The following is a 12,852-nucleotide window of genomic DNA, read 5'->3' on the forward strand; positions in this document are numbered from 1 at the left end:
CGCACCGGCGCGGCTCACGGCTGGAACTGCGTCGCCCCGATCCGCAGCAGCGACCAGACCAGCAGTGCGCCGACACCGATCGTGAGGAACACGGTCATCGGAAGATCACCGTCGTCACGGGTTTTCGTGATGATCTTCACCGTGCCCGCTTCGATGAAGAAGGCCAGCACGAGCACCGCGTTCACCGCCACCGCGGCCCACATCGCGCCGGGCTGATACGCCAAATAGCCCAGGATCCAGCCGAACAGCAACGTGATCGGCAGCCCGAGCAACATCCAGCCGAAGCCGAGGACCACCAGGTTCTCACCGTGCGCCTTCGGATCGGTCTCGGCCATGTCGTCCAGCGATGCACCGGCTACCGGGCGGACCCGGCCGATCTGCACGACGGCATGCCCGAGGCAGGCCACCGCGCACGCGATGACCAGGGCGAAGTAGCCGTCGGCTGGGTCGAGCGGTGGTTCCGACGCCCATCGCATCGGCAGCCACCCGGCCCACACCATCAGTACGACCGCCGCCAGGGCGGATCGTCGCGCCCGCAGCCTTTTCCGCGCATACCCTTCCGGAAACAGGCGCTTCTCGCGCCCGTACAGCCAGCCTGCCCACAGCGGCGCCAGGACACCGACGACGACGGTGAGCCAGCGCCACTGCGCGGGAGCCAGGAACATCGACACCATCGCGAGCAGCCAGCTCACCACCGCGATCAGCACCGCGGGGCGGGCGATGGCCATCCACAGCGTGTCGGCGCGAGCGCGCACCGCCACCATGGGGTCGGGCTCCGGAACCGGTGGCGGGACAGCGCGTTCCGATTCCCACCGGTCGGCCGTCATCTCCTGCGACGGCTGCTCCCACTCCCCCTCGAACGCCGATCCCGGACACAGCACGGGACTGTCGTCGTCGCGATAGTCGTAGTCGACATCCACCTCGCCGTAGGTGCGCATCCGCTCCATGCGCGTGGTGATCGCCAGCCCGTGCCAGGGCTCGTCGCAGTACGGGTTCGGACAGTCCGGATAGGTCGGATCGTCGTAGTCGTACCCGACCTGCGGCTCGCCGTCGCGCAGGCTCTGCTCGACGAGTTCATCGATCTCGTCGAGCAGCCGCCGCACCGGTTCCTCGACCGTGACATGTTCGGCGACAACAGGTTCCGGCGCGACACCGCCCGCCGACACCACGGCGTAGTCGACCGCCCTGGCCTCGGCCTCCACCACCTCGACCGACGCGGGCCGGCGCCGGACCCGGCGAAACCACAAGTGCCGCACCAGCACCGCGTGTGCGGTGCCACCGACCATCAGCAGGAACAAGCTGATGTCGAACACGGTCTCGTGTGTCCGGAATGTCCACAGCGCCAGGGCCAACAACCCCAGATACCCGAGTGCGGCGCCCGCCACCGGCCACGACCGGGCCCGCACCGCCAGGACCGTGAACAGCGCCCATGTCAGGAAACCGATCGAGAGCAGCGGTACGAAGGACACGACCCAGCTCGAGCCCCTGAGTACGGTCGACACGACAATCCCCCCACTGCCCGAACATGATCCGCCGATCCTAGGGTCGGCCCCGCACCGAGTCCAGGCGTTTCGCGGACACTGAGCTCCCGTCTATGACCTGAGTTCGGGAGCTACCGGCTCGGTGGAACGGCGCCGGTCCCGGACGACGAGGACCACGGCGGCAACAGACCAGATGATGCCGTAGGCGACGGCACGCATCGGGCTCCAGTTGGTGATCAGCAGCAGGACAGCGACGCCACCGAGCAAGCCGAGCAACCGCGGGGTGTTCGCTTGACCTTTCATGCGGCAGATCATCGCACGGCTCCCGGTCCCATCGCTGGTCAGTCAGCCGTCGATCTGAGCGTCGACGGGGCGAACCTCGTCCCGCACCCGCGAGCGGCGGGTACTCCACGCCAACGCCGGGACGATGAGCAGCGCGATCGCCGCGCCGAGGTAGGCCAGGCCGGGGAAGTCGGCGGCCGCGACGATCAGCCCGGATCCCAGGCCGCCGCCCGCCCCCGCGATGGCGATGCCGACGTCGACGGTGCCCTGGGTGCGGGCGCGGGTCGCGACCGGGGTGGCGTCGGCGATCATCGTGGTGCCCGCGACGAGGCCCAGATTCCAGCCGAGGCCGAGCAGGCCGAGCGCGGCGGCCAGCGCGATCACCGAACTCGGCGGGGCCAGCGCCGCGGCCAGCCCCGCCGCGACCAAGGTGGCTGCCGCGGCCACGGCGACCAGCCCGGCGCCGAACCGGTCGACGAGCAGGCCCGACAGCAGCGACGGCAGATACATCCCGGCGACGTGCACCGCGATGACGAAGCCCGCGGCACCGACACCGTGACCGTGCTGCTGCATGTGGATCGGCGTCATCGTCATCACCGCCGCCATGACCAGCTGGGTCACCACCATCACCGTCGCCCCGGCCACGATCGGCCCCGACCATGTCTTGGCGGGGAGCGTCCCAGCCGACTCGGCGGGTTGTTCCGACACGGCGATGCGGCGGGCGAGCACGAGCGGGTCCGGCCGCAACAGCACCCACAGCACGATCCCGGCGACCAGATACGCCGCACCCGACAACACGAAAGGCCCTGACAGCGGCGGAATTCCCCACGCCGTGGCCAGATCTGCCATCGGGTGCAGCAGATTCGGACCGACGACCGCGCCGACCGTGGTCGCGACGAGAACCGTGCTGATCGCGCGCGCCCGGTGCGCCGGGGTGGCGAGGTCGGCGCCGGCGTAGCGGGCTTGCAAGCTTGTCGCCGTGCCCGCCCCGTAGACCAGCAACGACGCGAACAGCACCGCGATGCTCCCGGTGACCGCCGCGACGACAACCCCGAAACTGCCGAGCGCACCGATCAGATAGCCGAAGGTCAGCCCGGCTCGGCGTCCGGCGCGCTGCGAGATCCGCCCGACCGCGACCGCGGCTGCCGCAGACCCGACGGTGAACATCGCACTGGGCAACCCGGCCAGTCCGGTCGACCCGAGCATGTCCTGTGCCAGCAGCGCGCCGACGGTGATGCCCGCGGCCAGGCCCGCTCCACTGAATATCTGGGCGGCCACGAGCACCGTGAGAGTGCGCCGCTGGGCGGGATGTTCGCTCATGATCGTCAACACTGCGCCAAAGATGGACAGTGGTCCAATCGGTTTCGGATCAGGGCTCGACGAGATCCATCCGCAGGAACTCGGTGATGCGCAGCAGCTTGGGTGGGCGCGCCACATCGTCGGCGAGTGCCTGGAACGCCTCGGTTTCCCCGATGACGACGGGTGCGGCGAGTTCCACCTCGTGCCCGTCGATCCGCAGCCGGGCACCTCCGGCAGCGAGGACGTTGCGCACCCAGTCCGAGCCCGACCCGTACACCAGCACGAACACGTAACCGCCGTCGACGGGGTAGGCGTCCAGCGGCGTCTGATACATCGTTCCGGACGACCGCCCGACATGGGTCAGGACCGGCCACTTCCCGCCCTTCACGGCACGCGGATTGAACACCCGCTTGTTGATGTGGCCCCACCACCGTGGCATCGGCATCGGGCTCTCCTCACTGTGACAACCAGCGCTTCTTACACTCGTAAGGCTGCCTTACGCATGTAAGCTTGTCAACACTGTGTTGCCAGCACCATGGAGCCGCCGATGACCGCCCGACCACCCCTGAGCCGAACGCGCGTGCTCGACGCCGCCATCCGGGTAGCCGATCGCGGCGGCGTCGAAGCGATCACGATGCGACGGGTGGCCCAGGAGTTGGGTGTCGAGGCCATGTCGCTGTACCACCACGTCCCGAACAAGGACGCGATTCTCGACGGCGTGATCGACGCGGTGTTCTCGGCAATCGACCTACCCGGCCCCGGCGGCACCGACTGGCGCGACGCGATCCGCGTCCGCGCCGCCTCCGCACGCATGGTCCTGTCCCAACACACCTGGGCGCTCGGCCTGATGGACTCGCGCCGCAACCCCGGCCCGGCGACGCTGCGCCACCACGACGCCGTCCTCGGCGTCCTGCGCACGGCCGGGTTCTCGCTGCCGATGGCGGCCCACGCCATCTCACTCATCGACAGCTACGTCGGCGGCTACGTCCTCCAGGAGACAGCTTTGCCGATCACCACACCCGACGACGTCGAAGAACTCGCGGGCGGCATCCTCGACACCCTGCCCACGGGCGAGCTGCCCTATCTCGCCGAGATGATCGTCGACCACGCCCTGCGACCGGGCTACGACCACACCACCGAATTCGCCTACGGCCTCGACCTGATCCTGGACGCGCTCGAATCCCGCCGGACCTGACACACGACTATCGCCCGGGCAGACGGTGCTGCCCGGGCGAGGACCAGCCGGTCACCTCAGTGGCCGCCCGGGTCACTCAGGTGCAGTCCCTCACCGAGCTTGATCCGGCGATGCTCCGCGAGCACGATCATCACTCCCGACAGCAAGCACACGCCACAGATCAGGCCTGCGATCACTGCCCACCCGACGAAGCCGGATCCCGCGGCGGTCAGCGTCGCGGCGAGAAAGACGATGCCGACACCGATGAGGAACAGTCCGGGCCAGTTGAGCGAGTCCTGGATGGACTCACCCGCGTGGGAACGGAACGTGCGCTCGGTATCGGGGAACTTGTGTACATGCGGATCGTGGTGTGTAGCCATGGCCTGCCGTCCTTTCGACCAGCCGTTCCATATCTCATGAGTACCCCCGATCGTGGCCGAGCACCACCCCTGACCGTCAGTCGCGGGCCAGGACGAAGAAGTACGGCTCCGGCATGTCACGGAAGTCCATCAAACCGAGCACGGTGTCGTCGTCGATCCGGCGGAAGACGTCGACGATCGGCAGATGGTCGTAGACCATCGCCGCCGTCACGACCCCACGGTGCTCGACCCCGCGCAACCGCGCCCGGTACCTGCGCGTGCGCAGCGCGGGCCCGAGCACCCCGAGCAGGCCACGCACACGCTCGACGAGCGTGTGCGGCACCTTGTCGGCGATTCCGAGTGGCACCTTTTTCGGGTCGACGGCGAAGATCTCACCCGCGGGGTCACAGAACAGCAGCGGATGGACGCTGTCGAGGCCGTCGAACTGTTTGCCGTACCAGCCCGATGCCGCGAGCAGCCCGTCGAGAGGGTGGCCGGTGGCCAGTTCGCGCCCGTGCCAGCGGCCGGTGAGCTCGGTCGCCGATACGGGCGGGAGGCTGTCGAACAGCGCCAGCGCCGCGTCCCGGTTACAGGCGGGTTCGAGCAGGGCGAGTTGAGCGGTGGTGGTCATGGATTCCTCTTTCGGACAGGTCAGGCGGGCAGGCGCAGCGCGCCGGGCGCGGTCGCGGGCACCGCGGGCTGGGCAGGGGCGACCGGGCTGATCCGCCGGTAGGCAGCACCGAGGTCGGGTCGCGGATCCTCCTCGCCCTTGTTGGGCCAGAACGCCATCGCCCGTTCCGCCTGCGCGGTGATGGTGAGCGACGGGTTCACGCCGAGATTCGCGGTGATGGCGCTGCCGTCGGCGACGTGCAAACCCGGGTAGCCGTAGATCCGCTGGTAGGGATCGATCACCCCGGTCTCGTGGGAGTCGCCGATCGTGCAGCCGCCGATGTAGTGGGCGGTCGCGGGGATGTTGAAGATGTCGGTGGCGACATTGCCGCTGATGCCGTCGATCTCGGACGCGTACTTGCGGGCGATGTCGTGCGCCAGCGGAATCCACGCCGGATTCGGTTCCCCACTGCCCTGTTTGGTGACCAGCCTGCGCCCCTTCAGATACGAGGTGAGCGAGTTGTCCAGTGACTGCATGACGAGCAGGATCACCGACCGGTCCGAGGCGCCGTGCGCGTTCTGCGAGCGCAGGAACTGCAGCGGATGCAGCAGGATCGTCAGCAGCAGCCGCAGGAACCGGAACGCCCCGCCGTCGACCATCGGCACCGTCTGCAGGAACAGCGCGTTCTGCCCCGACCCGTAGGTGCACACCTCCACGTGGGTGTGCGGTTCGGGGTGGATGGAGGAGGTGATCGCCACGCCCTGGGCGAAGTCCTTGCGGGACTTGCTGGTGACGCCGATGATCGCCTCGGAATTGCTGCGGGTCAGCTCGCCGACGCGCGGCGAGAGCTGCGGCAGGGTGCCGTCGGCGCGCAGCGTGTGCAACAGCTTCTGGGTGCCGAGCGCGGCCGCGGCGAAGACCACCTGCTGCGCGGTGAACGTGCGCCGCTCCTTACGCAACCAGCCGTTGGACGCGACGGTCTCGACCCGGTACCCGCCGGTGCCGTCGGGCGCCACCGATGTGACCGTGGTCAGCGGATGCACCTGCGCGCCACGGCTTTCCGCGAGATGCAGGTAGTTGACGGTGGTCGTGTTCTTCGCGTTGTGCTTGCAGCCGGTGAAACAATCCGAGCAGTGGATGCAGCCCGCGCGGCGCGGTCCGGCGCCACCGAAGTAGGGGTCCTCGACCTCGGTGCCCTCTTTGCCCTCGTTGAAGAAGACCCCGACCTGGGTGCGGTGGAAGGTGTCGGCGACGTTCAGTCCGCGCGCGACGTCCAGCAGCACTTCGTCTTTCGGGCCGAGCCGCGGGTTCTCGACGACGCCGAGCATCCGCTTGGCCTGGTCGTAGTAGGGCGCCAGCTCGCTCTTCCAGTCGGTGATGTGCGCCCACGCGCGGTCGCGGTAGAACTCGGGCAGCGGCTCGTAGAGCGTGTTGCCGTAGATCAGCGAACCACCGCCGACACCGGAACCGCTGAACACCAGGCACTTGCCGAGCACGCTGATCCGCTGCGGCCCGGTCAGCCCGAGGCGCGGCGCCCAGATGGCCTTGGGAATGTTCCAGTTGGTCTTGGGGTAGTCCTCGGCGTTCCAGCGCCTGCCGGATTCGAGAACACCCACCCGGTAGCCTTTTTCGGTCAGGCGCAGCGCGGTCACGCTGCCGCCGAATCCGGAGCCGACGACGATCACGTCGTAGTCGTACGCAGTCATGCAGAGATCACCTCGTAGTCGGCGGGGTCGAACCGCGCCTGCTTCTTGTATTGGAATCCGAGCAGTGGCCAGTTGGTGGTGATCCGGCCGTCGGCCTGCCGATACCAGGACGTGCACTGGCTCCACACGCTGCCCGACAGCCGTGCCTGGATCTGCGCGTCGTAGGCCTGTTCCACTTCCGGGCGCACCGTGAGCGGTTTCCCGGTCGCGGCGAGATGGGCGACGTAGTCGCCGAGGTACGCGGCCTGCGCCTCGAGGAAGTAGATGATCGAGCCGCCGCCGGTATTGGTGTTGGGTCCGTACATGATGAACAGGTTCGGGAACCGCGGCACCGTCATGCCGTAGTAGGCGTGCGCCCCGGTTTTCCACTCCTGCTCCAGCGGGAGACCTTCCGCGCCGGTGATCGTCATCGGCGCCAGGAACTCGGTCGACTTGAACCCGGTACCCCAGATGATGACGTCGACGTCGTGTTCGCGTCCGTCGGAGGTACGCACCCCCTCCGGGGTGATCCCGGTGATCTTCTCGCTGGTCACCTCGACATTCGGCTCGGTCAGAGCAGGCAGATAGCTGTCGGAGAACAGGATCCGCTTACAACCGATCGGATAGTCGGGCCACACCTGCTCGAACAAGCCGGGCTTGGCCTTGGTCTGTCTGCGCATGTGCGCCTTGGACCACGACTTGACCACGGCGGCAGCCATGGTGGAGTAGACCCAGGCGAAGCTGAGGCCCTCGGTCACGCCGTACCAGGTGCCACGTTCGGCGAGCGCTGTCACCGGCAGTTTCTCGAACACCCGATGGTGCAACGGCGAGAACTCGCGGTCGGGGCGCGGGATGATGTAGGGCGCGCTGCGCTGGAAGACGGTCAGTTTCGCGACCTTGGGCTGAATCTCGGGGACGAATTGGATCGCGCTCGCGCCGGTGCCGATCACCGCCACCCGTTTGCCGGTCAGGTCGAGGTCGTGATTCCACTCGGCGGAGTGGAAACTGACCCCCGCGAAGGAGTCCCGGCCCTCGATGGCGGGCAGCGCGGGTCGCGAGAGCTGGCCGACCGCCGACACCACGACATCGACGACCACGGTGTCCCCGGTGCTCAACCGCACGGTCCACATGCCGGTCGTGTCGTCGTACTCCGCGGCGGTGACCTCGGTGCCGAAGCGGATGTGGCGGCGCACATCGTATTTGTCGGTGACGTTACGGATGTAGTCCAGAATCGCCGGCTGCCGCGAGAACCGGTGCGGCCAGCGCGGATTCGGTTCGAACGAGTACGAGTAGAACGGCGAGGGCACATCGCAGGCGGCCCCGGGATAGGTGTTCTCCCGCCAGACACCGCCGACGTCGTCGGCCTTCTCGAAGACGACGATGTCGTCGAAGCCCCGCTTCTTCAGCGCGATGACAGCGGCGAGCCCGCCGAAACCGCTTCCGATGACCGCGATCGACGGTGTCATGAGGCCCTCCGGTTGTCGAGGATGGTCCGAGTGCACAGCTGCGGGTCGTCGCTGAACGGCAGGTGCCCGCAGCCGGGGAGATCCAGGTGCCGTGCGAACGGCAGGACTTCCCGCGCGCGAGCGCTCTGCGTGCGATGGATGAGCACCACGTCGCGGGTACCCCAGGCGATCGTCACCGGGATATCGCGCAGTGCCCCAGGATCGTCGTCGGGAGCGAGGAGGTAGGTGGCGAAGTCGTCGCGCGCGGCGGTGAACGAGGTCGCGCCCGCCAGGCCTGCCAGCGCGCCGCGCGCGGCGTCGGGGTCGACGCGCGTCGGGCGACCGAACATGACCGACAGCAGTGCGGCCCGGCCGAGACGATGCCCGACCGCGCGGTCGAGCCCCGGACCCGCCGACCGCGCCGCGACCCGCATCGCGGTCAGCGAGCCCTGGACCCAGCGCAGGCCCGGCTTGCCGTAGAAGCCGACGGGCGAGAACGCGGTGACGGCGGAGGCGACACCGGCGCGGCCCAGTTCGATGCCGACACCGCCGCCCATCGAGCTCCCGACGACGTGGGGACGTCGAATCTCGTTGTCGCGCAGCCATTGCGCGAGCCAGCTCGCGTATCCGCGTGGTCCGGGCCGGATGCCGGGCAGCGGTGGTGAGGCGCCGAATCCGGGGAGGTCGACGGCGATCACCTCGTGCTGTTCGGCCAGCAGGTCGATGACCGGCGCGAAGATCTGCCAGCGGCTGCCGAGTCCGTGCACGAGCACGAGCGGCGAGCCGGTGCCCCGGCGAACATGAGAGATCTGCGTCATCGCAGCCCTTCATCCAGAAGAAACAGTTACTGCGTACGGTTTGTTGATTGCACCAGGTCATTGCAGCTGCGTCAATAGGCAATCGGACAACAAGACGCGCGGGATCGCCAATCTTTACCGTCACGGCGTACGATTTCTCGGGTGACCGTGCAACAACCGCGCCGTACCCAGGCGCAACGCCGTGCCTCCACCAGGGCCCTGATCCTCGACTGCACCGCGCAATGCCTGCTCGAACGCGGCTACGCGGCGACCACCGTCAGCGCCGTCCAAGAACGCGCCGGTCTCGCGCGCGGCACCGTGCAGCACCATTTCCCCACCCGCACCGAACTGCTCATCGCGGCCACCACCCGCGTCGTCGACCTGCGGCTCGAACAGTTCCGCCGCGAGGCCGAACTCCTGCCGCCGGGCCGCGACCGGCTGCAATCGGTCGTCGACCTGGCCTGGCGCGACCTCAACAGCCCCGCCTTCTTCACCGCGCTCGACCTATGGGTCGCGGCACGCACCGACGCCGAACTGCGCGAGCGCCTCGTCCACGAGGAACGCCGCGTGTTCACCGAGATGCGCAGGCTCTACCTCGACGTCGTCGGCGAACCGTACGCCTCCGATCCGCGCGCCGAGATCCTCGTCGAATTCACCATCGACCTGCTGACCGGCCTGTCCATGACGGCCATGCTCACCGGGACGCTCGGTGAGCGCGAAGCGGTCGTGCGCCGCTGGAAGCGCGCACTCGCCGTCCTGATCGGCAGGCTGCCCAGCGACGAGCTGCTCGACGGCAGCCCACTGCCCGCGGTCGCCAGCTGAGCGAGCCCCGCGTCAGCTGATCCCGGACAAGCCGTTCCAGCACAGCGCGACCGTCGTCGCCACGGCATCACGCTTGGGGATCGGACGGCCCGTGTCCAGCCACTGCCGGGCCGCCAGATGGCTGGCCCCGACGACACCGAACGCGCACGTGTACGCCCGCGCGTCGTCCATGCCCGCCGCCCGCAACTCGGCACTGACCAGCACCGCGCACTCGCCGAACGCGTGCCGCGAGCGCCAGCGCACGCTGGGTTCACTGGGCACCGGCGACTCGAAGATCAGGACGTGGCCGTCCGGGTCCTCGTCGACGAAGTCGAAATAGGCCCGCACCGCCCGACGCACCTTGTCCTCCTGCCCGGTGGCACCGGCCAGCGCATCACGGATACCGCGCACCATCCGGTCCAGATGGTGTTGCAGGACAGCCAGATACAGATCCAGCTTGTTCGCGTAGAGGGTGTAGATGACCGGCTTGCTCATCCCGGCCCGCGCGCTGATCTGATCCATGCTCGCGCCGTGATAGCCGTGCGCGACGAACACCTCGCGCGCCGCGTTCAACGCAGCCAGGAGCCGTTCCGCGCGGGCCGCGACAGTGCCGCCGCCGGACCCGTCGGCGTCGTCCTCGGAAAGCAGGATGTCGCTGTGCAGGACTGTCATGAGACCAGCCCTCCTTCGCAAAGTCGTTCGGTCACCATGTCAGCACCGGCTTCACCACGCGCCCGGCCCGCTGATCGGCCAGCGCGGCAGCGATCTCGGTGTGCGGATAGCGGCCGATGAGCCGCTCGACCGGGAACAGGCCGCTCGCGTGCAGATCGAGCAGGTGCGGAATGAAAGTGGCGGGCACGCTGTCGCCTTCGAGGCACCCGCGAATGGTCTTGCCGCGCAACACGATGTCGCTGACATCCACCGGCGGGGCGCCCGCACCGAGACCGACCGCGACCACCGTCGCCCCGGTGGTCAGCGCCGCCACCGCGTCCGCCAACACCGCAGGGACACCCGTGGTGTCCAGCGCGTGGGTCACCCCACCGCCGGTGAGGTCACGAATCCGCGGCACCGTCGGCCCCTCGACCGGATCCAGCGCCACCTCCGCACCCAGCTCGAGCGCGAGTTCCCGCCGCGCAGCCGACGTCTCGACCACCACCACCCGCACCCCGGCCACGGTGCGCGCGGCCAGCAGCGCGGCCATCCCGACCGCGCCCGCGCCGTACACCGCCAGCCAGGCGCCCGATTCGGGACGCAAAGCATTGAGGACCGCGCCCGCGCCGGTCTGGAATCCGCACCCGAACGGCGCGGCCGCCGCCAGGTCGATCGCGGGATCGACCACGATGGTGTTGTCCTCGGTCGTCAGCGCGTAGCCGGCGAAACTCGACTGGCCGAAGAATCCGTCCAGCACCGGAGAGCCGTCGCGCAGCACGCGCGGTGTGTCGTGGGCGCGGCGCCCGAACTGGTTGAGCGCGACCGAGCGATGACAGTAGGCGGGGCGACCGGCCAGGCAGGTCGCGCACGCGCCGCAATGGCGGAAGGTCAGCACCACATGATCACCGGGCGAGACCGTGCCGACGCCGGGCCCGACCGCGGCCACCACACCGGCACCCTCGTGGCCGAGCAGGATCGGCCGGTCCGCGGCGCCTGCGCGCCGGGTCACCAGGTCGGTGTGACAGATCCCGGCGGCGGCGATCCGCACCAGGATCTCCCCGGCCCGTGGTTCGTCGATCTCGACCGGCTCGATCGAGAACGCCGCGGACGGGTCGCGCGACAGGACCGCCGTTGTCCGCATCAGGACACCCGTTCCAGCAGGAAGTAGAAGTATTCGCCGCGGGAGAGCACCAATTCCGGGCGACCGTTCATGATGCCCATCAGGGTCCGCTCGTCGAGCCACTTGAAATGGTCGAACACGGCGCGACCGTCGTAGACCATCGTCGCGGTGACCTCGCCGCGGAACTCGATGTTCCACAGCGTCGCCTCGCCCTGTCCCAGTTCGACATTCGAGAACAAGGTGCCGTCCTCGGCGCGGCAGATCAGCGGTTTGGCATCGTCGAGGGCCAGGAAGGTCTTGCCGTACCAGCGGCTGGCGGGCAGCGCACGGCACAGCGGATGCCCGGTCTGGAACGCGCCGCCGCGCCATTCGCCGAGGATGTCCTCGGCGCGGGCAGGCCGTAGCCGGGTCCAGAGCGCGTCCAGTTCCGCGGTGGAGACGCCGTCGGTCTCGTCCCGCAGTTGCTGCCAGCGTGGCTTGTCCGCGCCCATGGTGTCCTCGTCTCGCCGTTTTCAGAACCATCCGGTTCCAGAACGGACCATAGTTCCGAACCAGATGGTTCGGCAAGGGGTACGATCCGGCTCATGCGGGCAGCGGGTGAGGCGACCAGGGAACGAATACTCGCCGCCGCGAAGGCCGAGTTCGCCGAATTCGGCATCGCCGGAGCCAGGATCAACCGCATCGCGGCCGCCGCCAACGCCAGCAAAGACCGGCTCTACGCCTACTTCCCCGGCAAGAACGAGCTCTACGTGGCAGTCACCGAGCGCTGGACCAGCCAAACGGCCGTCGAAACCGCTCTGAGCGCCGACGACCTCCCCGCCTATGTCGGCCGGCTCTTCGACCATTTCGTCGCCCACCCCGACAACGCGCGCCTGCAGGCCTGGTCCGACCTCGAACCGGCGGGCACCTTCTTCGGGGCCATCCTGCGCGACACGATCGACGCGAAACTCACCGAACTGCGCCGAGGACAACGCCAAGGGCTGATCACCGCCGACATCCCGGCCTCGATCCTGCTCCGCATGCTGTCCGACCTCGCCCGCACCAACGCGATGCAGGCCAGGTTCGCCGCCGAGAAGGGCGACAACGACCAACTGGCGACGCGCCGCGCGGCAACCGTCTGCGCCGCCACCCGCATTGTCGCCCCCTGA

15 protein-coding genes are annotated in these 12,852 nt (G+C 68.7%); 3 read left to right on the top strand and 12 right to left on the bottom strand.

The annotated features are described in order from the left end of the window. Positions 1-14: 14 nt before the first annotated feature. The 4 genes from ACWF9G_RS21690 to ACWF9G_RS21705 all read right to left on the bottom strand — a co-directional run bounded on the left by ACWF9G_RS21690 (position 15) and on the right by ACWF9G_RS21705 (position 3,507). Positions 15-1,502 (bottom strand): hypothetical protein, encoded by a 1,488-nt coding sequence (locus ACWF9G_RS21690; RefSeq protein WP_452517393.1) that lies wholly within the window; start codon positions 1,500-1,502, stop codon positions 15-17. A 90-nt stretch (positions 1,503-1,592) separates the two neighbouring features. Then, complete coding sequence (locus ACWF9G_RS21695) at positions 1,593-1,784, bottom strand: hypothetical protein (RefSeq protein WP_379307790.1); 192 nt, start codon at positions 1,782-1,784, stop codon at positions 1,593-1,595. A gap of 42 nt (positions 1,785-1,826) precedes the next feature. Next, positions 1,827-3,083 carry an MFS transporter gene (locus ACWF9G_RS21700; RefSeq protein WP_452517395.1) on the bottom strand — a complete coding sequence of 419 codons (1,257 nt, stop codon included), beginning with the start codon at positions 3,081-3,083 and terminating at the stop codon, positions 1,827-1,829. 49 nt (positions 3,084-3,132) lie between these two features. Next, positions 3,133-3,507 carry a nitroreductase family deazaflavin-dependent oxidoreductase gene (locus ACWF9G_RS21705; RefSeq protein WP_452517397.1) on the bottom strand — a complete coding sequence of 125 codons (375 nt, stop codon included), beginning with the start codon at positions 3,505-3,507 and terminating at the stop codon, positions 3,133-3,135. A gap of 102 nt (positions 3,508-3,609) precedes the next feature. On the opposite strand from ACWF9G_RS21705, the gene ACWF9G_RS21710 reads away from it, so the two are divergent. After that, positions 3,610-4,257, top strand: coding sequence for a TetR/AcrR family transcriptional regulator (locus tag ACWF9G_RS21710; protein ID WP_452517399.1), 648 nt, complete (start codon positions 3,610-3,612; stop codon positions 4,255-4,257). Between the two features lie 56 nt (positions 4,258-4,313). Here the strand turns inward: ACWF9G_RS21710 and ACWF9G_RS21715 are convergent, their stop codons facing one another. The 5 genes from ACWF9G_RS21715 to ACWF9G_RS21735 all read right to left on the bottom strand — a co-directional run bounded on the left by ACWF9G_RS21715 (position 4,314) and on the right by ACWF9G_RS21735 (position 9,153). Then, positions 4,314-4,616: an NfeD family protein gene (locus tag ACWF9G_RS21715; protein ID WP_189028937.1), complete on the bottom strand. Its 303-nt coding sequence runs from the start codon at positions 4,614-4,616 to the stop codon at positions 4,314-4,316. Between the two features lie 76 nt (positions 4,617-4,692). Continuing rightward, complete coding sequence (locus tag ACWF9G_RS21720) at positions 4,693-5,226, bottom strand: DUF4334 domain-containing protein (RefSeq protein WP_452517401.1); 534 nt, start codon at positions 5,224-5,226, stop codon at positions 4,693-4,695. 20 nt (positions 5,227-5,246) lie between these two features. Next, on the bottom strand, positions 5,247-6,911 hold the full coding sequence (locus tag ACWF9G_RS21725; protein ID WP_452517403.1) for a GMC oxidoreductase: 1,665 nt from the start codon (positions 6,909-6,911) through the stop codon (positions 5,247-5,249). Beyond that, the gene (locus ACWF9G_RS21730) at positions 6,908-8,356 is read right to left on the bottom strand and encodes a flavin-containing monooxygenase (RefSeq protein ID WP_452517405.1); all 1,449 of its coding nucleotides are present in this window, start codon (positions 8,354-8,356) and stop codon (positions 6,908-6,910) included. Before ACWF9G_RS21730 ends, ACWF9G_RS21725 begins: the two co-directional genes overlap by 4 nt. Continuing rightward, positions 8,353-9,153, bottom strand: coding sequence for an alpha/beta fold hydrolase (locus ACWF9G_RS21735; protein WP_452517407.1), 801 nt, complete (start codon positions 9,151-9,153; stop codon positions 8,353-8,355). Before ACWF9G_RS21735 ends, ACWF9G_RS21730 begins: the two co-directional genes overlap by 4 nt. 141 nt (positions 9,154-9,294) lie before the next feature. Between ACWF9G_RS21735 and ACWF9G_RS21740 the strand changes: the two genes are divergently transcribed. Then, a complete protein-coding gene (locus ACWF9G_RS21740; protein WP_379307782.1) occupies positions 9,295-9,954 on the top strand; it encodes a TetR/AcrR family transcriptional regulator in 660 nt (219 codons plus the stop codon). A 12-nt stretch (positions 9,955-9,966) separates the two neighbouring features. On the opposite strand, the gene ACWF9G_RS21745 is transcribed toward ACWF9G_RS21740, so the two are convergent. Genes ACWF9G_RS21745 through ACWF9G_RS21755 form a run of 3 tightly spaced genes read right to left on the bottom strand, consistent with a single transcriptional unit; the run spans position 9,967 to position 12,195 of the window. Further along, positions 9,967-10,605 carry a TetR/AcrR family transcriptional regulator gene (locus ACWF9G_RS21745; RefSeq protein ID WP_379307781.1) on the bottom strand — a complete coding sequence of 213 codons (639 nt, stop codon included), beginning with the start codon at positions 10,603-10,605 and terminating at the stop codon, positions 9,967-9,969. A 31-nt stretch (positions 10,606-10,636) separates the two neighbouring features. Continuing rightward, positions 10,637-11,725, bottom strand: coding sequence for an NAD(P)-dependent alcohol dehydrogenase (locus ACWF9G_RS21750; RefSeq protein ID WP_452517409.1), 1,089 nt, complete (start codon positions 11,723-11,725; stop codon positions 10,637-10,639). After that, positions 11,725-12,195, bottom strand: a complete 471-nt coding sequence (locus tag ACWF9G_RS21755; protein ID WP_379307779.1) for a DUF4334 domain-containing protein — start codon at positions 12,193-12,195, stop codon at positions 11,725-11,727. The genes ACWF9G_RS21750 and ACWF9G_RS21755 overlap by 1 nt, the downstream gene beginning before the upstream one ends. Before the next feature lie 93 nt (positions 12,196-12,288). On the opposite strand from ACWF9G_RS21755, the gene ACWF9G_RS21760 reads away from it, so the two are divergent. After that, the gene (locus ACWF9G_RS21760; RefSeq protein WP_452517411.1) at positions 12,289-12,852 is read left to right on the top strand and encodes a TetR family transcriptional regulator; all 564 of its coding nucleotides are present in this window, start codon (positions 12,289-12,291) and stop codon (positions 12,850-12,852) included.

This window comes from Nocardia sp. NPDC055029 (assembly GCF_053608525.1).

Bases quoted from the DNA above. Each gene is read 5' to 3' on its own strand.
- ACWF9G_RS21695 (WP_379307790.1), bottom strand. From the start codon at position 1,784: ATGAAAGGTCAAGCGAACACCCCGCGGTTGCTCGGCTTGCTCGGTGGC.
- ACWF9G_RS21700 (WP_452517395.1), bottom strand. From the start codon at position 3,083: ATGAGCGAACATCCCGCCCAGCGGCGCACTCTCACGGTGCTCGTGGCC.
- ACWF9G_RS21705 (WP_452517397.1), bottom strand. From the start codon at position 3,507: ATGCCGATGCCACGGTGGTGGGGCCACATCAACAAGCGGGTGTTCAAT.
- ACWF9G_RS21710 (WP_452517399.1), top strand. From the start codon at position 3,610: ATGACCGCCCGACCACCCCTGAGCCGAACGCGCGTGCTCGACGCCGCC.
- ACWF9G_RS21715 (WP_189028937.1), bottom strand. From the start codon at position 4,616: ATGGCTACACACCACGATCCGCATGTACACAAGTTCCCCGATACCGAG.
- ACWF9G_RS21720 (WP_452517401.1), bottom strand. From the start codon at position 5,226: ATGACCACCACCGCTCAACTCGCCCTGCTCGAACCCGCCTGTAACCGG.
- ACWF9G_RS21725 (WP_452517403.1), bottom strand. From the start codon at position 6,911: ATGACTGCGTACGACTACGACGTGATCGTCGTCGGCTCCGGATTCGGC.
- ACWF9G_RS21730 (WP_452517405.1), bottom strand. From the start codon at position 8,356: ATGACACCGTCGATCGCGGTCATCGGAAGCGGTTTCGGCGGGCTCGCC.
- ACWF9G_RS21735 (WP_452517407.1), bottom strand. From the start codon at position 9,153: ATGACGCAGATCTCTCATGTTCGCCGGGGCACCGGCTCGCCGCTCGTG.
- ACWF9G_RS21745 (WP_379307781.1), bottom strand. From the start codon at position 10,605: ATGACAGTCCTGCACAGCGACATCCTGCTTTCCGAGGACGACGCCGAC.
- ACWF9G_RS21750 (WP_452517409.1), bottom strand. From the start codon at position 11,725: ATGCGGACAACGGCGGTCCTGTCGCGCGACCCGTCCGCGGCGTTCTCG.
- ACWF9G_RS21755 (WP_379307779.1), bottom strand. From the start codon at position 12,195: ATGGGCGCGGACAAGCCACGCTGGCAGCAACTGCGGGACGAGACCGAC.
- ACWF9G_RS21760 (WP_452517411.1), top strand. From the start codon at position 12,289: ATGCGGGCAGCGGGTGAGGCGACCAGGGAACGAATACTCGCCGCCGCG.